At 72.0% G+C, this 23,094-nt stretch carries 25 protein-coding genes; 10 read left to right on the plus strand and 15 right to left on the minus strand.

Annotation, left to right across the window (positions count from 1 at the left end):
• Genes ACTMTF_RS20135 through ACTMTF_RS20145 form a run of 3 tightly spaced genes read left to right on the plus strand, consistent with a single transcriptional unit; the run spans position 1 to position 3,763 of the window.
• A complete protein-coding gene (locus ACTMTF_RS20135) occupies positions 1-1,020 on the plus strand; it encodes a thiolase domain-containing protein (protein ID WP_441112051.1) in 1,020 nt (339 codons plus the stop codon).
• Positions 1,020-2,168 carry a thiolase domain-containing protein gene (locus ACTMTF_RS20140; protein WP_441112144.1) on the plus strand — a complete coding sequence of 383 codons (1,149 nt, stop codon included), beginning with the start codon at positions 1,020-1,022 and terminating at the stop codon, positions 2,166-2,168. The genes ACTMTF_RS20135 and ACTMTF_RS20140 overlap by 1 nt, the downstream gene beginning before the upstream one ends.
• Complete coding sequence (locus ACTMTF_RS20145; protein ID WP_441112052.1) at positions 2,168-3,763, plus strand: acyl-CoA synthetase; 1,596 nt, start codon at positions 2,168-2,170, stop codon at positions 3,761-3,763. The genes ACTMTF_RS20140 and ACTMTF_RS20145 overlap by 1 nt, the downstream gene beginning before the upstream one ends.
• On the opposite strand, the gene ACTMTF_RS20150 is transcribed toward ACTMTF_RS20145, so the two are convergent.
• Together ACTMTF_RS20150 and ACTMTF_RS20155 are read right to left on the minus strand one after the other, a co-directional pair.
• Positions 3,744-4,370 (minus strand): LysE family translocator, encoded by a 627-nt coding sequence (locus tag ACTMTF_RS20150; RefSeq protein ID WP_441112053.1) that lies wholly within the window; start codon positions 4,368-4,370, stop codon positions 3,744-3,746. The two genes, ACTMTF_RS20145 and ACTMTF_RS20150, sit on opposite strands and share 20 nt — an antisense overlap.
• Before the next feature lie 21 nt (positions 4,371-4,391).
• Positions 4,392-5,279: a LysR family transcriptional regulator gene (locus tag ACTMTF_RS20155; RefSeq protein WP_441112054.1), complete on the minus strand. Its 888-nt coding sequence runs from the start codon at positions 5,277-5,279 to the stop codon at positions 4,392-4,394.
• Positions 5,280-5,377: 98 nt separating this feature from the next.
• On the opposite strand from ACTMTF_RS20155, the gene ACTMTF_RS20160 reads away from it, so the two are divergent.
• Complete coding sequence (locus ACTMTF_RS20160; protein WP_441112055.1) at positions 5,378-5,911, plus strand: cysteine dioxygenase; 534 nt, start codon at positions 5,378-5,380, stop codon at positions 5,909-5,911.
• Here ACTMTF_RS20160 and ACTMTF_RS20165 read toward each other — a convergent pair.
• Entirely contained in the window at positions 5,902-6,540 is a 639-nt protein-coding gene (locus ACTMTF_RS20165) for an alpha/beta fold hydrolase (protein WP_441112056.1), read from the minus strand. The two genes, ACTMTF_RS20160 and ACTMTF_RS20165, sit on opposite strands and share 10 nt — an antisense overlap.
• Before the next feature lie 2 nt (positions 6,541-6,542).
• Positions 6,543-7,028, minus strand: a complete 486-nt coding sequence (locus ACTMTF_RS20170) for a pyridoxamine 5'-phosphate oxidase family protein (protein ID WP_397008704.1) — start codon at positions 7,026-7,028, stop codon at positions 6,543-6,545.
• Between the two features lie 67 nt (positions 7,029-7,095).
• Here ACTMTF_RS20170 and ACTMTF_RS20175 point away from each other — a divergent pair, with 67 nt between their 5' ends.
• Together ACTMTF_RS20175 and ACTMTF_RS20180 are read left to right on the plus strand one after the other, a co-directional pair.
• Complete coding sequence (locus ACTMTF_RS20175) at positions 7,096-7,731, plus strand: winged helix-turn-helix transcriptional regulator (RefSeq protein WP_441112057.1); 636 nt, start codon at positions 7,096-7,098, stop codon at positions 7,729-7,731.
• 45 nt (positions 7,732-7,776) lie between these two features.
• A complete protein-coding gene (locus ACTMTF_RS20180) occupies positions 7,777-8,277 on the plus strand; it encodes a pyridoxamine 5'-phosphate oxidase family protein (RefSeq protein ID WP_441112058.1) in 501 nt (166 codons plus the stop codon).
• A 1-nt stretch (position 8,278) separates the two neighbouring features.
• On the opposite strand, the gene ACTMTF_RS20185 is transcribed toward ACTMTF_RS20180, so the two are convergent.
• Positions 8,279-9,634 carry a M20/M25/M40 family metallo-hydrolase gene (locus ACTMTF_RS20185; RefSeq protein ID WP_441112059.1) on the minus strand — a complete coding sequence of 452 codons (1,356 nt, stop codon included), beginning with the start codon at positions 9,632-9,634 and terminating at the stop codon, positions 8,279-8,281.
• A 234-nt stretch (positions 9,635-9,868) separates the two neighbouring features.
• Here ACTMTF_RS20185 and ACTMTF_RS20190 point away from each other — a divergent pair, with 234 nt between their 5' ends.
• A complete protein-coding gene (locus ACTMTF_RS20190) occupies positions 9,869-11,251 on the plus strand; it encodes an aspartate aminotransferase family protein (RefSeq protein ID WP_441112060.1) in 1,383 nt (460 codons plus the stop codon).
• 58 nt (positions 11,252-11,309) lie between these two features.
• Complete coding sequence (gene ald / locus ACTMTF_RS20195) at positions 11,310-12,425, plus strand: alanine dehydrogenase (protein ID WP_397008714.1); 1,116 nt, start codon at positions 11,310-11,312, stop codon at positions 12,423-12,425.
• 7 nt (positions 12,426-12,432) lie between these two features.
• Here the strand turns inward: ald and ACTMTF_RS20200 are convergent, their stop codons facing one another.
• The 7 genes from ACTMTF_RS20200 to ACTMTF_RS20230 all read right to left on the minus strand — a co-directional run bounded on the left by ACTMTF_RS20200 (position 12,433) and on the right by ACTMTF_RS20230 (position 17,508).
• Positions 12,433-13,860, minus strand: a complete 1,428-nt coding sequence (locus ACTMTF_RS20200; protein ID WP_441112061.1) for a tetratricopeptide repeat protein — start codon at positions 13,858-13,860, stop codon at positions 12,433-12,435.
• A gap of 53 nt (positions 13,861-13,913) precedes the next feature.
• Complete coding sequence (locus ACTMTF_RS20205) at positions 13,914-14,798, minus strand: urease accessory protein UreH domain-containing protein (RefSeq protein ID WP_441112062.1); 885 nt, start codon at positions 14,796-14,798, stop codon at positions 13,914-13,916.
• Between the two features lie 164 nt (positions 14,799-14,962).
• The gene (locus tag ACTMTF_RS20210) at positions 14,963-15,202 is read right to left on the minus strand and encodes an SHOCT domain-containing protein (protein ID WP_441112063.1); all 240 of its coding nucleotides are present in this window, start codon (positions 15,200-15,202) and stop codon (positions 14,963-14,965) included.
• Positions 15,203-15,332: 130 nt separating this feature from the next.
• Positions 15,333-15,800, minus strand: coding sequence for a Clp protease N-terminal domain-containing protein (locus ACTMTF_RS20215; protein ID WP_441112064.1), 468 nt, complete (start codon positions 15,798-15,800; stop codon positions 15,333-15,335).
• Positions 15,801-15,808: 8 nt separating this feature from the next.
• On the minus strand, positions 15,809-16,006 hold the full coding sequence (locus ACTMTF_RS20220) for a helix-turn-helix domain-containing protein (RefSeq protein WP_189138928.1): 198 nt from the start codon (positions 16,004-16,006) through the stop codon (positions 15,809-15,811).
• 59 nt (positions 16,007-16,065) lie between these two features.
• Entirely contained in the window at positions 16,066-16,971 is a 906-nt protein-coding gene (locus tag ACTMTF_RS20225; protein ID WP_441112065.1) for an LLM class flavin-dependent oxidoreductase, read from the minus strand.
• Between the two features lie 90 nt (positions 16,972-17,061).
• Positions 17,062-17,508 carry a MarR family winged helix-turn-helix transcriptional regulator gene (locus ACTMTF_RS20230; RefSeq protein ID WP_441112066.1) on the minus strand — a complete coding sequence of 149 codons (447 nt, stop codon included), beginning with the start codon at positions 17,506-17,508 and terminating at the stop codon, positions 17,062-17,064.
• Between the two features lie 235 nt (positions 17,509-17,743).
• On the opposite strand from ACTMTF_RS20230, the gene ACTMTF_RS20235 reads away from it, so the two are divergent.
• On the plus strand, positions 17,744-19,216 hold the full coding sequence (locus tag ACTMTF_RS20235; RefSeq protein ID WP_441112067.1) for an FAD-dependent monooxygenase: 1,473 nt from the start codon (positions 17,744-17,746) through the stop codon (positions 19,214-19,216).
• Between the two features lie 7 nt (positions 19,217-19,223).
• Here the strand turns inward: ACTMTF_RS20235 and ACTMTF_RS20240 are convergent, their stop codons facing one another.
• Both ACTMTF_RS20240 and ACTMTF_RS20245 read right to left on the minus strand, forming a co-directional pair.
• The gene (locus ACTMTF_RS20240; protein WP_441112068.1) at positions 19,224-19,871 is read right to left on the minus strand and encodes a response regulator transcription factor; all 648 of its coding nucleotides are present in this window, start codon (positions 19,869-19,871) and stop codon (positions 19,224-19,226) included.
• On the minus strand, positions 19,868-20,980 hold the full coding sequence (locus ACTMTF_RS20245) for a sensor histidine kinase (protein WP_441112069.1): 1,113 nt from the start codon (positions 20,978-20,980) through the stop codon (positions 19,868-19,870). The genes ACTMTF_RS20240 and ACTMTF_RS20245 overlap by 4 nt, the downstream gene beginning before the upstream one ends.
• Before the next feature lie 94 nt (positions 20,981-21,074).
• On the opposite strand from ACTMTF_RS20245, the gene ggt reads away from it, so the two are divergent.
• Entirely contained in the window at positions 21,075-22,805 is a 1,731-nt protein-coding gene (gene ggt, locus ACTMTF_RS20250) for a gamma-glutamyltransferase (protein ID WP_441112070.1), read from the plus strand.
• 81 nt (positions 22,806-22,886) lie between these two features.
• On the opposite strand, the gene ACTMTF_RS20255 is transcribed toward ggt, so the two are convergent.
• Entirely contained in the window at positions 22,887-23,057 is a 171-nt protein-coding gene (locus tag ACTMTF_RS20255) for a hypothetical protein (RefSeq protein WP_397008736.1), read from the minus strand.
• Between the last annotated feature and the right edge of the window lie 37 nt (positions 23,058-23,094).

The raw sequence follows: 23,094 nt of genomic DNA on the forward strand, positions 1-23,094 counted from the left end.
ATGAGACGGGTGGCGATCGTCGCCTTCGCCCAGACCGAGCACACCGGCCACGACACCGGCGTCGGCGAGGTCGAGCTGATCCTGCCGGTGATCAACGAGGTCAAGGAGCGCACCGGCCTGACGCGGTTCGGCTTCACCTGCTCGGGGAGCTGCGACTACCTGGCCGGCGCGCCGTTCTCGTTCGTCTCCGCGCTCGACGCGCTCGGCGCCTGGCCGCCGATCTCGGAGAGCCACGTCGAGATGGACGGCGCGTGGGCGCTGTACGAGGCCTGGGTGCGGCTGCAGCACGGTGACGTGGACACCGCCCTGGTGTACGGCTTCGGCAAGTCGTCCCTCGGCGACCTGGCCGAGATCATGACGCTCCAGCTGGACCCCTACTACCTGGCCCCGCTCGGCCTCGACCAGCTCTCCTTCGCCGCCCTGCAGGCCTCGGCCACCGGCGCCGACCGCAAGGAGCTGGACGAGATCGTCCGGCGCAGCCGGGCCGACGGCAGGCGCAACCCGTACGCGCTGGACCTGCCCGAGGAGATCCCGGACGGCTTCGCCGTCGAGCCGCTCAAGGCGTCGGACGCCGCCCCGATCACCGACGGCGCGGCCGCCGTGGTGCTGGCGGCCGGGGACCTGGCCGAGCGGCTGTGCGCCACCCCGGCGTACATCGCCGGCATCGCGCACCGCATCGAACCCCACTATCTGGGGATGCGCGACCTGTCCCGCTCGGTGTCGGCGGCCGACGCCGCACGGGCCGCGGGAGTCGGCAAGGGGCCCGTCGAGGTGGCCGAGCTGCACGCCCAGTTCGCCCACGAGGAGGTGATCCTGCGCCAGGCCCTGGAGCTGCCGGACGGCACGGTGATCAACCCCTCCGGCGGCCCGCTGGCGGCCAACCCGGTGATGGCCACCGGCCTCATCCGCATCGGCGAGGCGGCCCGCCGCATCCACGACGGCACGGCCCGCCGCACCGTCGGCCACGCCGCGAGCGGCCCCTGCCTGCAGCACAACCTCGTCACCGTACTGGAGGCATGATGGCCGAACGCTGCGCCGTGATCGGGGTCGGGCAGACGCACTACACGTCCAAGCGCAGGGACGTCTCGATCGCCGGGCTCGTGCGCGAGGCCGCCCTGCGCGCGCTCGACGACGCCGGGCTCACCTTCGCCGACATCGACGCGGTCGTCATCGGCAAGGCCCCCGACCTGTTCGAGGGCGTCATGATGCCCGAGGCGTACCTGGCCGACGCGCTCGGCGCGGCGGGCAAGCCGATGATGCGGGTGCACACCGCGGGCAGCGTCGGCGGGTCCACCGCCCTGGTCGGCGCCGGGCTCATCCAGGGCGGCGTGCACGAGCGGGTGCTGGTGGTGGCCTTCGAGAAACAGTCGGAGTCGAACGCCACCTGGGCCCTGTCGACGCACCTGCCGTTCAGCGCGTCGCTGGTGGTGGGCGCGGGCGGCTACTTCGCGCCGCACATCAGGGAGTACATGCGCAGGACCGGCGCCCCCGAGCACATCGGCGCGCTGGTGGCCGTCAAGGACCGGCTCAACGCGCTGAAGAACCCCTACGCCCACCTGAGGATCCCCGGCATCGACCGGAAGATGGTCGAGTCGACGCCCATGCTCTGGGAGCCGATCCGCTACCTGGAGACCTGCCCGTCCAGCGACGGCGCCTGCGCGATGGTGCTGTCCTCGGAGCGGGCCGCCACCGGCACCCCGGCCTGGGTGCACGGGGCCGCCATGCGCTCGGAGCCGATCTTCCGGGCCGGCCGCGACACGGTCAACCCGCAGGCGGGCAAGGACTGCGCGGCCGACGTCTACCAGCAGGCGGGCGTCACCGACCCGAGGCGGCAGATCGACGTGGCCGAGGTGTACGTGCCCTTCTCCTGGTACGAGCCGATGTGGCTGGAGAACCTGGGGTTCGTCGCCGAGGGCGAGGGGTGGAAGGTCACCGAGTCGGGGGCCACCGCGCTGGACGGCGACACCCCGTGGAACGCCTCCGGCGGGGTGCTGTCCAGCAACCCGATCGGGGCGTCCGGGCTGATCAGGTTCGCCGAGGCCGCCCTGCAGGTGCGCGGCATGGCGGGGGAGCACCAGGTGGACGGCGCCCGGCTCGCGCTCGGTCACGCGTACGGGGGTGGCGCTCAGTTCTTCTCGATGTGGATCGTCGGACGGGAGAGACCCTGATGGAGTTCAACCACGCTGACCTGTTCGAAGGGCTCACGGACGCCATCGGGGAGCGGACGGCCGTGATCTGCGGGGCCGAGCGCCGCACGTACGCCGAGCTCGACGCCGAGGCCAACCGGCTCGCGCACTATCTGCTGAGCCGGGGCATCAGGGCCGGCGACCACGTCGGCATCCATCTCTACAACGGCATCGAGTACGTCGCCGGGCTGCTCGCCACGCTGAAGATCCGGGCCGTGCCCATCAACGTGAACTACCGCTACGTCGAGGCGGAGCTGCTCTACCTCTACCGCGACTCCCGGATCCGGGCCCTGATCTACGACGTGGAGTTCGACGCCCGGGTGGCCGCCGTGGTGCGGGACAGCCCCGAGCTCGACCACCTCGTCGCGGCAGGCGGCCCGTCGGCCGTCCCGGGGGCGGTGCCGTACGAGGAGGCGCTGAAGGCCGGGAGCCCGGAGCGCGGCTTCGAGCCGCGGTCGGGGCAGGACGTCTACATCATCTACACCGGCGGGACCACCGGCATGCCCAAGGGCGCCATGTGGCATGTCGAGGACCTGTTCATGGCCTTCGGCGGCGGCAACCCGTACGGCGAGCCGCGCGCCACCCCGCAGGAGGTGATCGACGAGGCCGTCAAGGCCGGGCCGTTGATCATGATGGCCGCCCCGCCGCTGATGCACGGCGCCGCGCAGATGGCCACGTTCATCACCTGGTGGATGGGCGGCACCATGGTCTACGTGCGCAAGTTCCAGGCCGACGAGGTGTGGCGGACCATCGAGCGGGAGCGGGTGTTCACCCTCAACATCACCGGCGACGCGATGGCCAGGCCGCTCGCGGACGCGCTCGCCGGGGGCGGCTACGACGTCTCCTCGCTGATCGTGGTCAGCTCCACCGGCGCCATCCTGACCGGCGCGGTTCGCGACCGGCTGCAGGAGCTGCTGCCGAACGTGATGATCCTCGACAACTTCGGCTCCACCGAGTCCGGCTACACCGCCTCCGGAGTGGCCGGGTCCAGCCCCGAGAAGGGCCTGCGCTACCAGCCGAACGCCACCTCCGGCCTGGTCGTGCTCGACGATCGGTTACGTCCCGTCACGCCCGGCTCCGGAGAGGTGGGCACGCTGGCCAAGGCGGGACGGATCGCGTTCGGCTACTACAACGACCCGGACAAGACCGCCCGCACCTTCGTCACCACCGACGACGGCACCCGCTGGCTGCTCACCGGCGACCTGGCGAGGGTCGAGGAGGACGGCACGGTCACCGTGTTCGGCCGGGGCTCACAGTGCATCAACACCGGTGGCGAGAAGGTGTACCCCGAAGAGGTGGAGGCGGTGCTCAAGGGCCATGCCGCCGTCTTCGACGCGGTGGTGACCGGCGTGCCCGACGAGCGGTGGGGGAGCAGGGTGGCGGCCGTGATCGAGGCCCGTCCCGGCTCCGGGGTCACGGACGCCGACCTGGACGCGCACTGCAGGCGGCTGCTGTCGGGCTACAAGGTGCCGCGCACGTACGTCTTCGTGGCCGAGATGGTCCGCTCCCCGGCGGGCAAGGCCGACTACAGGTGGGCCAAGGAGATGGTCGGCCGGGTCAGGCCTTCTCACCCGTGAGCCAGGCGGCCAGGCCGAGATAGACCAGGCCGCTGCCGACGTCGAGGCGCCGCCGGGCCTTCGCCGAGCGGCGCACGCGTCCGGCCAGCGTGGCGGCCAGCATCGCGTAGGTGCCGTCGCTGGCCATCCCGAGCGCGAGCCAGAGCAGGCCGAGCAGCAGCATCTGCGGCGCGATGGGCCCGGCGGCGGCGTCGGTGAACTGCGGCAGGAAGGCCAGGAAGAAGATCGCGGTCTTGGGGTTGAGCACGTTGACCACGAACCCCTCCCAGAACATGCGGCGCCGGGAGTGCACGGGCAGCTCCACGGCCTCCTCGCCGCCGCCCCGCCGCAGGAGCTTGCGCGTGCCGAGCCAGACCAGGTAGGCGATGCCGGCGTACTTGACCACGGTGAAGGCCGTCGCGGAGGCCGCCAGCAGCGCGCTGACGCCGAGCGTGGCGGCGGCCACGTGGACCAGCGAGCCCGCGTGCACGCCGAGCACCGAGATCAGCCCCGCCGACCGGCCCTGGGCCACGCTGCGGGTGACGATGAACAGGACCGCGGGCCCCGGCACGAGCAGCAGGGCGAGGGTGGCCGTACAGAACAGGGCGAGCGTCGTGAGATCCGGCATGAGGCCATCGTAGGTACGGCGTCAAAGGCTTTCCCGCAGCGCCGACAGCAGCGCCTCGGTGGCCGGCGGGTGGGGCGGGTCGCCGTAGACGGCGGCGAGGACGTGCCTGGTGGAGCCGGGGATCGGGGTCGCCGACACGCCGGGGTGGAGGTGCGCGCGCAGTGCCAGCCCCGGCAGCACCGTGATCCCCATCCCGGCCGCCACCAGCGCCTGCACGGCCACGATGTCGTCGCTGGTGAAGGTGATCCGCGGCTCGAACCCGGCCTTGGCGCAGATGTCGAGCAGGTGCAGGCGGCAGCGGTCGCAGCCGGCGATCCAGGCCGCCTCGGCGTGCTCGGCCAGCTCGGCGTGGTCCGAGTGCCCGGTGCGCTCTCCCTGCGGGCCGGGGCGGATCAGGTAGCTGGGGTCGTCGAGGAGGTGGACCATCTGGATGCCGTTCTCCTCCGGCGCGGTGTCGTCGTAGCGGAACATCACCGCGACGTCCACCCGCCCCGCGCGCAGCAGCTTGAGCGCCTCGGGCGGCTCGGTCTCGGTGAGGTGCAGCAGCAGGCCGGGATGGGCCCGGCCCAGCCGCGTCGCCGCCTCGGGGATGAACGTGCCCAGCGCCGAGGGGAAGGCCGCCAGCCGCACCCGCCCGGAGCGCAGCCCGACGTGGGAGGCGAGCTCCTCGGCGGCGGCGTCGAGCCTGCCGACGATGTCCGCCGCCCGGTCGGCGAGCAGCCTGCCGGCCTCGGTCAGGCGGATGCCGCGCCCGGCGCGCTGGATCAGCTTGGCCCCGGTCTCGGCCTCCAGCCGGGCGAGGTGGTGGCTGACCGACGGCTGGGAGTAGTGCAGCTCCTTGGCGGCGGCGGTGAGCGAGCCCCTGCGCGCGACGGCGAGCAGGACGCGCAGCCGTACGACATCGAGCATGTATCAAGCATATCTATGGATAGGCCCAAGAACTTCTGTTGGACCTATCGGTGGGTAGAGAGGACCGTAGGAGGAAAGACGGTTTTCTAGGAGATGCCATGAATACGGTCGCTTCCATCCTCAGGCCGGGCCTCGACGAGCTCGTGTCCGGCATCGCCGCGATCACGGCCCGGCGCCCGGACGCCCACGCGGCCGCGGTCGCCGTGGCCGACCTGCTGCGCGAGCGGCTCCCGTCCCAGGACATCCTCACCGAGGAGGAGCGGGCCGGCTCCCCCGACGGTTACGTCTCCCACGTGCTGCACGCCCAGGCCGACTTCTCCATCGCCGCCGTCGTGTGGCGGCCCGGCCAGGAGACGGTGATCCACGACCACGTGTCGTGGTGCACGTTCGGCATCCTCAGCGGCATCGAGTACGAGACCCTCTACCGCGACGAGGGCGACCACCTCGTCGAGATCGGGCACGCGGAGAACCGGCCCGGCGAGGTCAGCGGCTTCGCGCCGCCCGGCGACATCCACAAGGTGCGCAACACCAGCCCGGTGACCGGGGTGTCCGTGCACGTCTACGGCGCTGACCTGAACAAACTGGGCAGCAGCGTCCGTCGCGCCTACGACCTCCCGGTGCTTCAGAGGTAGCTCTCCAGCCGGTCGGCCAGCTCTCGCGGCCGGGAGAGCATCACGCTGTGGCTGCCGTCGATCTCGTCCGCCTCGACGCCCAGCCGCTCGCGCGCCATCGCCCGCATGAAGTCCGCCGGGAACCACCGGTCGTCACGGCAGAGCAGGAACCGGGTCGGCACGTCCGGCCACCTCTCCAGCGGCCACGGCTCCGCCAGCGCCTTCTCGGCGTGGGTGCGCCCACGCCGGGAGGCCTCGGCGGCCAGGCCGGGTGGCACGTCGTGCATGAACAGGTCTACCGCGTCGTCGATGTCCTTCATGCCGAAGCCGGTGTTCTCCCACCAGTTCGCCGGCGGCTCGCCGTGGACCGGGACCATGCCCGCGAGCAGGACCAGCAGGTCGGCCTTGACCCGGTCGCAGACCAGCGGGCCGACGAACCCGCCCCAGGAGTGCGCCACCACGACCAGGCCGGCGCGCTCCCCGATGGCCTGGACCACCGAGCCGGCGTAGTCGCCGAGGCCGGCGTCCGGGTCTTCGGTCGGCAGGTCCACCGCCACCACGTCGTGCCCGCGCTCGCGCAGCTCGGCGTCCAGCAGGTGCCACTGCCAGGCGGTGCCGCCACCGCCGTGGATCAGCACGAAGGTCGCCACGCTCAGCCCTTCCCGGCGATCGGGGCGGGCAGCCGGCTCTGGAAGTCCAGCACGCCCACCCAGGACGGCCTGAGCGCGATGCGGGCCATCCGGACACCCGGCCGGTCGGCCTCCGCCACGTTCCTGGCCCCCTGCTCGGGGCCCGCGTAGCGGTGATGGGCCAGCGCGTACTCCGGCACGATGCCCTCGACCTCCGTCACCTCCGCCCGGCCGCGGAGCAGCAGCACCTCGGGCGGCATCACGTTGACGTCGATGGTGATGGCGACGTCCGGCCTGGCCCGCAGCGCGGGGATCTTGGCGGCGCCGGCGAACGTCGCCATCACCAGCTCCTCGCCGGTCCAGTGGAACATCGTCGGGTAGACGCGTGGCGTGCCGTCGGCGGCGACGTAGGCCACCCGGGCCAGCTCCGTGGAGTCGAGCAGCCGCCGTGCCACCGGGTGCGCCAGCAGCCTGACGTCTCCCTGTGGCAGTGAGTCGAGCGCGGTCATGGCATTGCCCCTTTCCTTATTTAGTCCTAAATTAGGACTAGATGGTGCGACATGGCAAGGGGAGTGGATGAGGACCTATGACGACCCGTGCGGCATCGCCCGCGCGCTCGACCAGGTCGGCGAGCGGTGGGCGCTGCTGATCGTCCGGGAGCTGCTGCTGGGTCCCAAACGCTTCACCGACCTGCGGGCCGGCCTGCCGGGCGCGAGCCAGAACGTGCTCTCCCAGCGGCTGCGCGAGCTGGAGGAGTCCCAGGTCGTCCGCCGCCGCAAGCTGCCGCCGCCGGCCGCGAGCCAGGTCTACGAGCTGACGGACCGGGGCCGCGAGCTGGAGCCGGTCGTGCTCGCGCTGGCTCGCTGGGGGAGCCGGGCGCCGCTGCGTTCGGCCGGACCGCTGAGCGTGGACGCGCTGATGTACGCGCTCAAGTCCACCTTCGACCCCGAGGCGGCCGGCGACTTCGCGGGGCGGCTGGAGCTGCGGCTGGGCGAGCAGAGCTTCCTGGCGGAGGTGTCGGGCGGGCGGTTCACGCTGCTCAGGACCGAGCCGGGCGCCGTACCCGCCGACGCGGTGCTGCGCGCCGGCGCCGACACGCTGCGGGCCCTGGTGTTCACCGGCGACAGGCTCGACCCCGGCATGGTGGAAGGCGACCGCCAGGTGGCCGAGCGCTTCGTGCGGCTGTTCCCGCGCCCCGCGATGAGTTCCTGACGGCCACCGGGTCTATCCCATGACCGTCCAGGAAGAGGAGCGACCATGAACCCAGTCACCGAGCTCGACGCGCGCTTCAGCGCCGAAGGGGCGACCGCGACCACCTGGGAGGAGGCCCGCGAGCAGCTGATCCGGGCGGAGACGTTCTGGCTGTCCACCGTCCGCCCGGACGGCCGCCCGCACGTCACGCCCCTGCTCGCCGTCTGGCGGGACGAGGCGCTCCACTTCTGCACGGGCGCCGGCGAGCAGAAGGCCGGGAACCTCGCGGCCAACCGGCACTGCGTGCTGACGACCGGCGTCAACCTCCTGCGGGAAGGGCTGGACGTGGTCGTCGAGGGCGTCGCCGAGCGGGTCACCGACCAGGGCGCGCTGAAGGCACTCGCCGACGCCTTCGAGGCGAAGTACGGCAGCGAGTGGCGCTTCGAGGTGCGCGACGAGGCCTTCCACAGCGAGGAGGGCGGCCGGGCGCTGGTGTTCGCGGTCGCTCCGGTCAGGGCGTTCGGCTTCCGTAAGGGCGAATACAGTCAGACCCGCTGGAAGTTCTGACTCAGACGCCCAGCGCCGACGGCAGGCTGAGCTCCTGCAGGAAGAGCGCCTCGGCGGTGGCGATCCGGCGCAGCTCCTCCAGGTCCACCCGCTCGTTGGGCGCGTGGATGGAGGCGTCCTCGTCCTCCGCGCCGAACAGCAGGATTTCCGCCGCCGGGAACTGCTTGAGCAGCGTGTTGACCAGCGGGATCGACCCACCGGCGCCCACGTCCCTGGGCGGGCGGCCGAAGGCGCGTTCCATGGCGCGGTTGAGCGCCGCGCGGGCCTTGCCGCCGGAGTCCGCCTGGAAGCCCGAGCCGACCGTGAAGTCGCCGAACGACGCCTGCACCCCCCAGGGCGCGACCTGGCGCAGGAACTCCACCACGGCGTTGACCGTGGTCTTGGGGTCGCCGGCCGGCGGGATGCGGACCGTGACGCGGGCGCGGGCCACGGGCTGCACGGCGTTGACGGCGCCGGAGACCGAGGGCACGTCCAGGCCCGTGACGGTGATCGCGTAGGAGGCCCAGAGGCGGTCGGCCAGCGAGCCGGAGCCCACCAGCGAGACGCCGTCCAGCACCCCGGCCGTCCTGCGGAACTCCTCCTCCGCCGGCCCCTGGCCGAGGAACCTGCCGCGCGGCAGGCCGGGCACGCGGATGTCGCCGTTGTCGTCGTGCAGCGCGGTCACCATGCGCATCAGCGCGGCCAGCGCGTCGGGGGCGGCGCCGCCGAAGGAGCCGCTGTGCAGCGACTCGCGCAGGGTGCGGACCTCCATGGTGAAGGCCGCCATCCCGCGCAGCGACGTGGTGACCGCCGGGTCGCCGACGCGCGGGTTGCCGGTGTCGGCCACCACGATGGCGTCGGCCCGCAGCAGCTCGGGGTTGCGCTCGACGAAGGCTTCGAGGCGCTCGCCGGCGTACTCCTCCTGGCCTTCGACGATGACCTTGATGCCGACGGGGAAGCGGCCCTGGAAGACGCGCAGCGCGGTGACGTGGGAGATGATGCCGGACTTGTCGTCGGCCACCCCCCGGCCGAACAGCTTGCCGTCGATCAGCGTCGGCTCGAACGGCGGGGTCCGCCAGGCGGCGAGGTCGCCGGCGGGCTGCACGTCGTAGTGGGCGTACAGCAGGACGGTCGGCATGCCGGGCGGGGCGGGCGCCTCGCCGTAGACGGCGGGGAAGCTGCCCTCGACGGGGATCCGCTGGACGCGCGTCAGTCCCGTGCTGCGCAGCAGCTCCTCCGTCGCCGCCGCGGCGGCGTGCACGGCCTCCTCGGGGTGTCCGGGGAAGGCCACGGAGGGGATCGCGGCCAGGCGCTTCAGCTCCTCCACGGACTGCGGCATTCCGGCCTGTACGGCGCTCTCGATCTGGTCAGGCGTCACGGGAAGGTCCCCCGGGGGTCGTTCGCGATGGTCAACGTCTCATTGGATCACAGAAGGCTTCACACTGCGTGAAACGGGATGACCCGCGCGCTAATCTACCTGCGGATTTCGTAGTGCTCGCATGCCGGAGCTGCGGATCTCGGTTTTCTCGCAGAGAGTCGCGACGCATTCGCTTGGCAAAGCCCAGGTGAAGATGCAGACTGTGGGACAGGTCAGACGCAAGGGAAGATAGACATGACGCAGCCGGAAAACGACGTCCTGAAGGCAGCTCAGGACAACCTGTGGTTGCACTTCACCAGGCACAGCGCCCACCAGCGAGCCGAGATCCCGACCATCGTCCGCGGCGAGGGCTCCTACATCTACGACATCCACGGCAAGCGCTACCTCGACGGCCTGGCCGGGCTGTTCGTCGTCCAGGTCGGCCATGGGCGGGCCGAGCTGGCCGAGGCCGCCGCCAAGCAGGCGCAGGAGCTCGCCTTCTTCCCCCTGTGGTCCTACGCCCACCCCAAGGCCGCCGAGCTGGCGCAGCGCCTGGCGGGCCTGGCGCCCGGCGACCTCAACCGGGTCTTCTTCACCACCGGAGGCGGCGAGGCGGTCGAATCCGCCTGGAAGCTGGCCAAGCAGTATTACAAGCTCGTCGGCAAGCCGCTCAAGCACAAGGTCATCAGCCGCGAGATCGCCTACCACGGCACCCCGCAGGGCGCCCTGTCGATCACCGGCATCCCGGCCTTCAAGCAGATGTTCGAGCCGCTCGTGCCCGGCTCGATCCGGGTGCCCAACACCAACCACTACCGCGCCGACGAGATCAGCGGCGTCCCCGGCATGACGCCCGAGCAGTACGGCATCTGGGCGGCCGACCGGGTGGCCCGCGCGATCGAGATGGAGGGCCCCGACACGGTGGCCGCCGTCTTCGCCGAGCCCGTGCAGAACGCGGGCGGCTGCTTCCCGCCGCCGCCCGGCTACTGGCAGCGCCTGCGCGAGATCTGCGACACCTACGACGTGCTGCTCGTCTCCGACGAGGTCATCTGCGCCTTCGGCCGGCTCGGCACCATGTTCGGCGGCGAGAAGTTCGACTTCGTGCCGGACATCATCACCTGCGCCAAGGGCATGACCAGCGGTTACTCCCCGATCGGGGCGATGATCGCGCACGAGCGGCTGTTCGAGCCGTTCAAGAATGGCGACCACATGTTCGCCCACGGCTACACCTTCGGCGGCCACCCCGTCTCCGCCGCCGTGGCGCTGGCCAACCTCGACATTTTCGAGCGCGAGGACCTGCTCGGCCACGTCACCAAGAACGAGCCGGTCTTCCAGGCCACCCTCGAACGCCTGAAGGACCTGCCGATCGTCGGCGACGTCCGCGGCTCCGGCTACTTCTGGGGCATCGAGCTGGTCAAGGACAAGACCACCAAGGAGACGTTCACCGCCGAGGAGTCCGAGCGGCTGCTGCGCGGCTATCTGTCGCAGGCGCTGTTCGACGCCGGCCTCTACTGCCGGGCCGACGACCGCGGCGACCCCGTCATCCAGCTCGCGCCCCCGCTGATCGCCGGGCAGAAGGAGTTCGACGAGATCGAGTCGATCCTCCGCACGGTGCTCACCGAGGCGTGGGCGCGACTCTGAACACCCATCCGGTACGGCACGCCGTACCGGATATTTTTTCGCCGAAAGGAACACCGCCATGAAGATAGGCGTGCCGGCCGAGGTCAAGAACCACGAATACCGCGTCGCAGTCACCCCGGCCGGCGTGCACGAGCTGGTCAGCCACGGTCACGACGTCACCGTCGAGCGAGGGGCGGGCCTCGGCTCGCAGATCACCGACGAGGAGTATCTCGCCGCCGGCGCGAAGATCCGCGACAGCGCCGACGCCGTGTGGGGTGAGGCCGACCTCGTGCTCAAGGTCAAGGAGCCGATCGCCGAGGAGTATCACCGGTTGCGCGAGGGCCTGGTGCTCTTCACCTACCTTCACCTGGCCGCCTCCCGCCCGTGCACCGACGCCCTGCTCGCCGCCCGGACCACCGGCATCGCCTACGAGACCGTGCAGGTGGGCCGCTCGTTGCCGCTGCTCGCCCCCATGTCGGAGGTCGCGGGCCGGCTGGCCCCGCAGGTCGGCGCCTACAACCTGATGCGCTTCAACGGCGGTCGCGGCATCCTGCCCGGCGGCGTGCCGGGCGTCGCCCCCGCCAGGGTGGTCGTGATCGGCGGCGGGGTCTCCGGCCTGAACGCGGCGCAGATCGCGGTCGGCATGGGCGCCCAGGTCACCGTCCTCGACACCGACGTGGACCGCCTGCGCTTCATCGACGCCGTCTATCAGGGCCGCCTCACCACGCTGGTCTCCACGGCGTACGCGATCGAGCGGGAGGTCCTGCGGGCCGACCTGGTGATCGGCGCGGTGCTGATCCCCGGAGCCAAGGCCCCGACGCTGGTCAGCGACGAGCTGGTGGCCCGGATGAAGCCGGGCTCCGTGCTGGTCGACATCGCCATCGACCAGGGCGGCTGCTTCGAGAGCTCGCGCCCCACCACGCACGCCCAGCCCACCTACCCGGTGCACGACTCGCTGTTCTACTGCGTGGCCAACATGCCCGGCTCGGTGCCCAACACCTCCACCTACGCGCTGACCAACGCGACCCTCCCGTACGTGGTCAAACTTGCCGAACTGGGCTGGCAGGAGGCGCTCATGAGCGACGCCGGCCTCGCGGGCGGCCTCAACACCCACGCCGGCGCCCTCACCAACGAGCCGGTCGCCCAGGCGCTACGGCTCCCGTTCACCCCGGTGGCCGACGTCCTGGCCGCTTGACACCTGTTCAGCGGCGGTGCGGGGCGCCTGTGCCGCCTCGGCCGGCGCTGGACGGGCCGAGGCGGCGGCGCAGCTCACGGGCCGTGGCCAGGACGTGCCACACCTCGCCGGGGCTCGGCCACGGGCCGCTGCCCGGCCGGAGCAGGGTGCCGCGCACCGAGGCCAGATGCTCGACCGCGCTGGCGTGCAGCCGGCTCCGGTTCACCAGCCAGTCGATCACATCCGCGTGGTCGTGCAGCGGCCTGGTCACCAGGTCCCAGGTGCCGAGGATCTCGGTCAGCTCCGGCACGGACAGCGGGACGCCGCCCCGGCGGCCGGTGGCGGCGGCGGCCAGCTCGGCCCGCGCCACCAGCTCCGGCTCGGCGGGCCGGTCCCAGGCGGGCGGCGGCGGGTCGGCCAGCCACTCCTCCGCCTCGCTCCGCCTGCCCGCCGCCGACAGCAGCCCGCCCAGCTCCATGGCGGCCCCGTGGTGCCCGGCCAGCGCCGCCTGCCGGAACCAGTGCTGCCCGCCGCCCAGATCGCCGAACTCGGCGATGAGCAGCAGCCCGAAGTTGAACGCCGACTCCGCGTCGCCGCCCGCGGCGCCCCTGCCGAACCAGTGGCTCGCGCCCCTGGCGTCACCGAGCTCCACGCAGACGAACCCGGCCATCCGCTGATCCTCCAGCCGACCGGCGCCCGCGGCCTGCTCGTACCAGGCCCGCGCGGTGCGCAGGTCGCGCCGGGACAGCGCGATGCCGCCGAGCTGGGACGCCGCGCCGGGGTGCTCGCTCCTGGCGGCCAGCCGGTAGTAGGCCTCGGCGCCCTCCGGGTCACGGCTGGCCTGCAGGAACAGGCCCAGCGAGTAGGCGGAGTCGGCGTGGCCGTTCTGGGCCGCGCACTCCCACCAGTGCACGGTCTCCTCCTCGTGCCCGCACGAGTAGGCCAGGAAGCCCGCGTCGTGGGCGGAGGAGGCGTCACCGGCGGCGGCCGCCGTGCGGTGCCACTCCCGCGCGGCCGAGGTCTCGCCCGCGTCCTCGCACATCAGCGCGAGCCTGCGGGCTCCGGCTCGCGACCCCGCCTGGGCGGCGATCTCGTACCAGCTCCTGGCCTGTGCCAGATCGCCGCGCTGCTCCAGCAGCAGCGTGCCGAGATTGACCGCGGCCTCCGCGTCGCCGGCGCCGGCGGCCACTTCGTACCAGGTGACGGCGTCGTCCAGGCTGCCGTGTTTCTCGTGCCAGATGCCGAGGTTGTAGGCGCTGTCGATATTGCCAGCCGTCGCGGCCCGTTCCCACCAGTGGCGGGCCGCCGCGCGGTCGCCGCGCTGGGCGTAGAGCCGGCCGAGCCGGTGCGCGGCCTGCGCGTCGCCGGCCTGCGCCGCCATCAGCAGCTCGGCCTCGTCCCCCACGCGTGGCGCCGGGACGGCCGGCATCGCCACCTCACCTTCCCACCTGGCCATGGCCACAGGGTGGCATGTAATCGCCCGGATGCGAACCGTAATCGCCGAGCCGATCAGGAGAACTTGATGAACCCGGTGAACATGCCCATCCCGCAGGCGTAACGCAGCGAGCCCGGAGGTTGCGGAGGCAGCCGTACGGTGGCCGGCAGGGCGACGTCGCGCCCGCCGATCGCGACCGTGTCCGTGCACCCCCGGTCCACCACCTTGAACACCACCTGGACGGGCACCCTGGCGGGCGCCTCCACGGCCGCGGGCCGGTAGCCGTCGTGGGTGGCCCAGATGGTGACGATCGGGCTCGGCGGCCCGCCGCGCTCCGTCGTCGCGGTCGCGGGCAGCCAGCCCCCGAGGCTGATCCCCGACCCGATGGTCCACACCCCGGCCGCGATGGCGAGCACCGCCGCCACCTTCGACAATCTGGTACGCGAGACGCGCCGCAGCAGATAGCCGAGCAGCGCGAGGGCGGGGGTGGTGCCGAGCACGAACCCGGCCATCACGGCCGCTCCCGCGAGAGGCGAACCGCTGGAGACGGCGATCAGCTCCATGCCGATCGTCACCCCGCAGGGCACCAGGATCGTCGCCGCCCCCAGCAGGGGCGCGGCCAGCCCCGGCGACTCCCGCCCGGGGGGCTCGCAGCCGGTGCGGCGCAGCAGCCCGACCGCGAAGGCGATCACCAGGACGCCCGCCGCCACCAGGAGCAGCGCCCGGAGCGCCGGCGGCGGCTTGACGGCCGCCCCGAGCAGGCCGAGCAGGGCGCCGGCGGCGGAGTAGGAGGCGAGCCGGCCGGTGAGGAACCAGGCCAGCACGACCGGATCCCTCGCCCGGCCCGCCGAGCGGGCGGTCAGCCCCATGAGCAGGCCGCCCTGCACGGCCGTGCACGACGCGGTCCCCGCCACCAGCCCGGCCGCCAGGCCGCTGGCCAGCAGGGCCGTCGCCTGCACGCTCAGCGGACGAGCGCCGGGCCGGGGCGGCCGCCGTCGTGCCGGCCGCAGAACCTGGCGATCGCCCGCATGCCTCGCCCCACTTCTCGTAAAGGGTCCTCCCAAGGAACGTATCGGCCCGCGCCGAACGCGACCAGTAACAGTTCGCTGACCCTGGGTGCCGTTTACGAGGTCGCGCCCTTGAGGACGGACATCTTCTCGAAGTACTCGTCATCGTTCATCTCGCCGCGTGCGTACCTCTCGGCGAGGATCCGCTCCGCCGACGCCGTCGGCGTGGTTTCGGTACGGCCCGCCTGGCCCTTCTTCCGCCAGGCCCAGAGGCCGAACGCGACGACGGCGACCCAAAACAGGCCCCAGACGAGCGGGATGACGGGCCAGAAGCCCGTGTGTACGAATGTGTTCATGTCTCCTCCTTGACGTACCTCAAGGTTCGCCGCAGAAGAAGCCCCGCGAATCGGACTCCGGGCGCGTCCGGCCGTCCACCCGGGGGAGTGCTCGACGTCGCCCGCCCTACGCCCATGGACGTAGTGGGTTTCAGCTCTCCAGGCGGGTGCGGACGGTGGCGCGGTCGATGCCGAGGCGGTCGACGAGGGCGGCCACGGGGTCGGGGTGCCGCTGGTCCAGCAGGGCCAGCAGCACCGCGGCCGGTCCGGTGCGGTCCCGGGTCTTGCGGCTCGTCGCCTTGATCGCCTGGTTGATGACGGCCCGCGCGCTCGACGTGAGCGCGGTGGCGGGGATCGGCGGGTGCTTGCGCGGGCTGCCGAGAGGGGTGTCGCCGATGTCGAGGCCGATCGCTCGCAGGGCGGCCTGGTCGAGCGAGTCCAGGGCCGCTCGCGCGGTGCGCGCGTCGACGCCCAGGGCGCGGGCCGGCGGGCCTGACGGGTCGCGGAGCAGGCCCAGGAGCAGGTGTTCGGTGCCCATCCGGCGGTCGCCGCGCTGTCTCGCCTCGTCCATGGCCGCCTTGACGGCGACCGCGAACGGGCTCTTGTCCATCCCGAACATGACGAGCCTCACTTTCCGTACTTGGCGTGCACCGACTGGCGCGACATGCCGAGCGCGTCGCCGATCTGCTCCCACGTCCAGCCCTGCTCCCTGGCCAGCGCGACCGAGGCGGCCTCGACCTGCTCGGCCAGCCGGTGCAGCGCGCCCACCGCGCGCAGCCCGAGGGCGGGGTCGTTGGACTTGATGCGCTCAGACAGCTCTCCCATGTCCACGACGTCAAGCTAGCCTGACACGTACGCCACTGTCAATCCAGCCTGACAGGAAACTACTCCGCGACCGCCTCGCGTACGGCCGGCGCGATCTCCTGGGCCCAGCGGGCCAGGAGGGTGCGGTCGGGGGCGTCGTGGCCGGCGGTGAAGAGTGTGAAGCCCGACGCGCCGTGCTCCAGCACCGCGCCGGTCAGCTCCTCGACCCACTGGCCGGTGGAGCCGCCGATCCAGCGGCCGTCGCGATCGCGGGTGGCGGGGAGTGGCCGCTCGGTGATGCGGCCGGGGAGGTTGAAGACCGTGCGGATCTCGCTCGGCTCGCGGCCGGCGGACGTGGCCGCCTGGTCGATGATCGGCCGCGAGGTCCGGTAGCGCTCGCTGAGCCAGTCGGCCGCGTGGCCGGGGATCCAGCCGTCGGCCACCCGGCCGGTGGCGGCCAGCGACTTCGGGCCGACCGACCCGGTCCACACGGGCGGCGCGGCCACCGGAGCGGGCTCGATCTTGTTCACCTGGTAGTGGGTGCCCTGGTAGGTGACCGGAGGGCCGCCGCCCGACAGCAGCTTGACCAGCACGATCGCCTCCTCGAAGGCGTCCACGGCCGCGCCCGGTGACAGCCGGGGCACCCCCATGTCGGTGATGCGGTCCCACAGCCCGCCCGCGCCCAGGCCGAGCACGACCCGGCCCTCCGACAGCGCCGACAACGACGTCACCGTCCTGGCCAGCATGGGCGCGGGCCGTGTCGGCAGGTTGGTGACGTTGGCGAAACCGGCGATGCGCTGGGTGCGCCCGAGGATGAAGCCGAGCGCGGCGTAGGCGTCCAGTCGCCCGCCGATGTAGGGATGGTCCGACAGGGTGAAGAGGTCGAGCCCGTCGCGGTCGGCCTGCTGTGCCATGCGCAGCAACTCGGGTATGTCGTCGATGCCGGAATGCGCGCCGAAACCGAACACGATGTCAGGTGGGGACATTGTTCTGCCTTTCAGGTGCCGCAACGTAGAAGTTCGTTCCACGAACCATATTAGTTCGTGGAACGAACTGCAACTCCGCCGGCCGCGCGGTCACCTGAAGACGACGGGCACCTTGTTGTCCGCCACGACGCGGCCGAGCAGGGCGGCGAGCGTGTCACGCTCCGCCGGGGTGAAGGCCGAGGTCAGCGCCTCGACGCGGCGGCAGGTCTCGGCGTAGAACTCGTCGGCCAGTTTGGCGCCGCGCCTGGTGAGCGCCACCCTGATCGCGCGGGAGTCCTCCAGGTCGGCCTCCCGCCGGACCAGGCCGTTGCGCTCGCTGCGGTCCACCAGGCCGGTCAGGCTCGACTTGGCGAGCCCGAGTATCGCGCCCAGCTCGCCCATGCCGTACGGCTGCGCCATCAGGACGCACAACAGCTGGCCCTGCTGCTGGGTGATGCCGTAATCGCGGGCGGAATTCACGTACACGGCATTCACCAGGAACGTGGACCGCACCAGTGCGGACACCGTGCTGATCTGCCCGTCGACATACTCGCTCATCGGCCCAGGGTAACAAATTCGTGGGACGAACTACCCTGGTTCGGGCGGGCGCCTTGGTGTACATGTCCAGAACCTGCTGCCTGGACACGATGCCGTAATTGCCCATGGCCATGAAGTCCTCGGCGCAGTGCTCCACGAAGAACCGGCACGTCGTAGGCCGCGCCGATCTGTTCTCCCACGTCCACTCTGTCAGGCTGGCTTGACGGCACTCCCGTGTCAGCCTAGCCTGACAGGTATGGACGAAGTGATCATCGTGGGAGCCGGCCCTGTGGGGCTGATGCTGGCGTGCGAGCTGGCCCTGGCCGGCGTGCGCCCGACCGTGTTGGACAAGAGACCCGAGCCCAGCGACCTGCCCAGGGCGAACGGCGTCGGCGGGCAGATCGTGCGGATGCTCGACTACCGAGGGCTGCTGGAGCGCTTCGCCGAAGGCAGCCCCTTCGCCGGGCGGCCACCCGGCTTCCCGTTCGGCTCGGTGCCGCTGCGGTTCGCCGGGCTGGACGACATCCCCCTGCGCATGGTGATGATCCAGCAGCCGCGCATGGAGCGACTGCTGTCAGAGCGCGCCGCCGAGCTGGGTGTGGAGGTCGTACGGGGGACTCCGGTGCTCGGGATCGGCCAGGACGACGACGGCGTCACCCTCGACCTGCCCGGACGGCGGCTGCGCGCCCACTACGCGGTCGGCTGCGACGGCGGCCGCTCCCTGGTCCGCGAGCGGCTCGGCATCGCCTTCCCCGGCACCACCGACGACGAGGTGCTGCTCCTGGGCCACTTCAGGACCGACCAGGTCACCGGCCTGTTCGAGCAGTCGCGGGTGATGGGCTTGGAGCCCGGCTGGAACCACACGCCGCACGGCCGCCTGCTGCTCACCTCACTACAGCCCGGCGTGCACATCGTCGGCGTCCGCGAGAAGGGCGCCACGGGCCCGGTGACCCTGGCCGGCTTCCAGGCGGCGATCCGCCGGGTGATCGGCGCCGACCTGCCGCTCGGCGAGCCGATCTGGCTGTCCAGTACGGTCACCCAGGCGCGGCTGGCCGAGCGCTACCGTTCGGGCCGGGTGTTCCTGGCGGGGGACGCGGCGCACCTGTTCCCCGCCGGCGGCTCGGCGCTGAACGTCGGGCTGATGGACGCGGTCAACCTCGGCTGGAAGCTGGCCGCCGTGCTCACCGGCCGGGCCCCGGTCCGGCTCCTGGACACCTACGAGACCGAGCGCCGCCCGGTCGGCGAGCGCACGCTGGCGCACACCCGGGCACAGGCCGCCCTGGAGCGGCTTACCGGCGAGGACGGCGCCGCGCTGCGCGACCTGCTGGCCGAGGTTTTCGCCTTCGAGCAGCCCGCGCGCCACCTCGCCAACCTGCTGCACCTCTCCGACACCAGGTCCGGCCTCCCGTCACCGGACGGCGTGCTCGACGGAGAGGCCGGTCGTGGGGGCGTCGTGGGCGCCGATCTGGTCGGCCGCCTGGCTCCGGATCTTCAGCTGAGCACCGGGGACGGGCCCACGCGGGTGGCCGAGCTGATGCGCGACGGCCGTCCCCTGCTGCTGGACCTGGGCGGTGGCGCCACGCTCGACGGCGACTGGATCCGCGTGGTCCGGGCCCACTGCGCCGAACCCCCCGCCGACACCCTGCTCATCCGCCCGGACGGCCAGGTGGCCTGGACGGGGACGACCGGGCTGCGCGAGGCCGCCGCCGAATGGCTCCAGCCGGCCTGAGCGATCGTCAGAGCCAGCCCGGCCTGACCAGTCCGGACTCGTACGCGATCACCACGAGCTGGGCCCGGTCGCGGGCGTGCAGTTTCATCATCGCCCGGCTCACATGCGTCTTGGCCGTCGCCGGTGACATGAACAGCTTGGCCGCGATCTCGTCGTTCGTCATGCCGGTGCCGACCAGGGCCAGCACCTCGCGTTCGCGGTCGGTGAGCAGGTCCAGGCCGTCGGCGGCCAGCGGCTCCTTGGCGCGGGTGGCGTACTCCGCGATCAGGCGGCGCGTCACGCTGGGGGAGAGCAGCGCCTCCCCGGCGGCGACCACCCGCACGGCCTGGATGAGCTCGGCCGGTTCGGTGTCCTTGACCAGGAAGCCGCTGGCGCCGCCCCGGAGGGCTTCGAAGACGTACTCGTCCAGCTCGAAGGTCGTCAGGATGATGATGCGCGGGCCTTCGGGCATCTGGCGGGTGGCGGTGAGGCCGTCGGTGCCGGGCATCCGGATGTCCATCAGCACCACGTCCGGCGCGTGCTCGCGTGCCCGGCGGACCGCCTCGGCGCCGTCGGCGGCCTCGGCGACGACGGTCATGTCGGGCTGGGCGTCGAGCAGCGCCTTGAAGCCGGCCCGCACCAGGGCCTGGTCGTCGGCCAGCAACACCTTGATCATGGGTTCTCCTCGGGTAGGGGCAGCCGGGCGGAGACCTGGAAGCCGGTGCCCGCCGGGCCGGCGACCAGGGTGCCGCCGAGAGCGGAGGCGCGTTCGCGCATGCCGGGGATGCCGTTGCCGCTGCCTTCCTCCGACAGCATGGTGGCCGTGGTCGCGCCGGTGTCGGCGATCCGGACGGTCAGCTCGGCCGGGCCGTACTCCAGCTGGACCGTGACCCGCGATCCGGGCGCGTACCGGGCGGCGTTGGTGAGCGACTCCTGGACGATGCGATAGGCGGCGCGCTCGACCTGGCTCGGCAGCGGGCGTGAGCCGGCCCGGTCGAGGGTCACGTCGAGGCCGGAGCGCTCGACCAGCTCGTCCAGGCGGTCGAGCCCGGCGGTGGGGGAACGTGGGGCGCCTTCGCGCAGCACGTTCAGCACCGAGCGCATCTCGCCGAGCACCTCCTTGGAGGCGGTCTTGATGGTGGCCAGCGCGGTGCGCGCGTGCTCGGGATTGTCGTCCATGAGGTGCAGCGCGGTCGAGGCCTGGACGTGGATGAGGGAGATGTTGTGCGCGAGCACGTCGTGCAGCTCCTGGGCCATGGTCAGCCGCTCCTCGCTGGCCTGCCGCCTGGTCTCCTCGTCGACGGCCCGCTGTTGCTGGGCGCGGCGCTCGCGCAGGATCCTGGTGAGCTCGGCCATCACCATGACGAGCAGGATGAACGCGGTGATCGCCGAGTCGTGGAAGAGCCCGGCCGACTCGCCCGAGAGCAGGTAGCCGTAGCTGAGGAAGACCGCGAGCGTGACCCCCGCCATGCTCCAGGCGGCCACCCGTAGTCCCTGCGTGACCAGGGAGAAAAGCATGATGATCGGAGCCAGGTAAACCGGCCCGTACGGATACCCAAGCCACGTATACACATATGTCGCCAACAACGTGATGATCGTTGCCGTGACCGGATATTTCCGGCGCACCAGGATCATCAGCGGCCCGACGAGCAGCAGCGCATAGGCCACCGGGTCGAGTGGCTCCCTGGAGGCCCGCTGCCCCCAGGCCGCCCCCTGAGAGAGCACCACCTGGGCGACCGCGACGATCAACGCGAGGTACGGATCGAAACCGGACTGCTTACGCACAACCCCACGCTAGGTCCCGCATTCCACCACCGCATCCTCTGATGGTGGAAGGGGGCCCTACCGCGATGGGCGTAGCTGGGCCATGGTGGAGAACATGCGCCGAGTGATCGTTCCCGCAGTAGCAGTCCTCGTCTCGCTGGCCACCGCCGTTCCCGCGCCGGCCACAACAGAGCAGCAGAAGGTCCCGGTCGCCGAGGGGTACGGCGGGGCCGTCGCCACCGTCGACCTGGACGCGAGCAAGGCGGCCATCGCCGTGCTCAGGAAGGGCGGCAACGCCATGGACGCCGCGGTCGCCGCCGGAGCGGTGCTCGGCGTGACCGAGCCGTACTCCGCCGGTCCTGGAGGCGGCGGCTTCATGGTCTACTACGACGCCAGAAGGCGTCAGGTCCACACCATCGACGGCCGGGAGACCGCCCCCGGAGCCATGACCGCCACCAGCCTGGAGGGCATCCCGTTCGCGGAGGCCGTCACCAGCGGCCTGTCAGCGGGCGTGCCGGGCACCGTCGCCCAGTGGGACCTGGCCCTGCGCCGGTTCGGCACGCTGTCGCTGAAGCAGGCGCTGCGGCCGGCGATCGAGGTGGCGGCCAAGGGCTTCGTCGTCGACCAGACCTTCCACGACCAGACCGCCCAGAACGCCGACCGCTTCAAGGACATCACCTCCACGGCCCGCCTCTACCTCCCGAACGGCTCGCCGCCGCCCGTCGGCTCCGTCTTCAGAAACCCCGAGCTCGCCGCCACCTACCGCGAGCTGGGCGAGCGAGGCCCGGACTGGCTGTACGGCGGGCAGCTCGGCAGGGAGGTCGTGGCCACGGTCAAGCAGCCGCCGGTCACCCCGGGCGCCGCCCGCACCGTCAGGCCGGGGCTCATGGAGATGCGCGACCTGCGGAGATACCAGGCCCTGATGCGGGATCCGACCCGCGTCGACTACCGGGGCATGACCGTCTACGGCATGGCGCCGCCGTCGTCCGGCGGCTCGACCGTGGGCGAGGCGCTGAACATCCTGGACGCGCTGCCCGAGGTGGGCCTGCACGAATATCTGGAGGCGTCAAAGCTGGCCTTCGCCGACCGCAACGCCTACGTCGGCGACCTGCCCGGCGTGCCGCTGAAGGAGCTGCTGTCGGACGGGTTCGCCAAGGAACGCGCCTGCCTGGTCGGCGACCGGGCCATCGCGGCCCCGGCCGCGCCCGGCGAGCCGGACGGCGACTACGGCCCCTGCGCCGCCCCGACCGGCACCGCGACCCCGACCGCGAAGGAGGGCCCTGAGACCACCCACCTGGTCGTGGCCGACCGCTGGGGCAACGTGGTCGCCTACAACCTGACGATCGAGTCCACCGGCGGCAACGGCATCGTGGTGCCCGGCCGCGGCATGCTGCTCAACAACGAGCTCACCGACTTCACCTTCGGCCCCGCCCCCGGCGACCCGAACCTGCCCGCCCCCGGCAAGCGCCCCCGCTCCTCGATGGCGCCGACGCTGGTGTTCGACCACGGCAGGCCGGTGCTGGCGCTCGGCTCGCCCGGCGGCTCGACGATCATCACGACCGTGCTGCAGATCATGGTCAACCGGTACGAGTTCGGCATGTCGCTGCCCGAGGCGCTCGCCGCCCCCAGGGCCACGCAGCGCAACACCGCGCAGACCCAGGCCGAGCAGGCCTTCCTCGACCGCTACCAGCAGGAGCTGACGGACCGGGGGCACCAGCTGGTGCTGAACCCGGAGATCGGCGCGGCCACCGCGCTGGAGCTCCTCGACCGGAACCGGGTCCAGGCGGTCGCCGAGCCCACCCGGCGCGGCGGAGGCAGCGCGCTGGTGGTGCGGCCGAGGCGCTGATCCATCGGTTCGACCCGCCGCGGGCATGGCGACGACCCGCCACTGTCCGCGGCGGGTGGGTCAGGTCTATGGGGAAAGGGCTTACTGCAGGAGGAGGAACGCGGCCACGCCGATGACGACGACCACCGCGACCACCGCGATGATCGGCAGCAGCGGCGACTTCTTGGCCTTCTTGGACTCCTGCTCGGACCGCTGCGCGAACGCGCGGAACTGCTGGGTGCTGCCCGAAGGGTCGATATGCTGGTCAGACATGGGCAGCAGCCTAGCGGGATCACATGCCGTTTTTGCG

It is taken from the genome of Nonomuraea sp. ZG12, assembly GCF_052068115.1.
GTDB lineage: Bacteria > Actinomycetota > Actinomycetes > Streptosporangiales > Streptosporangiaceae > Nonomuraea.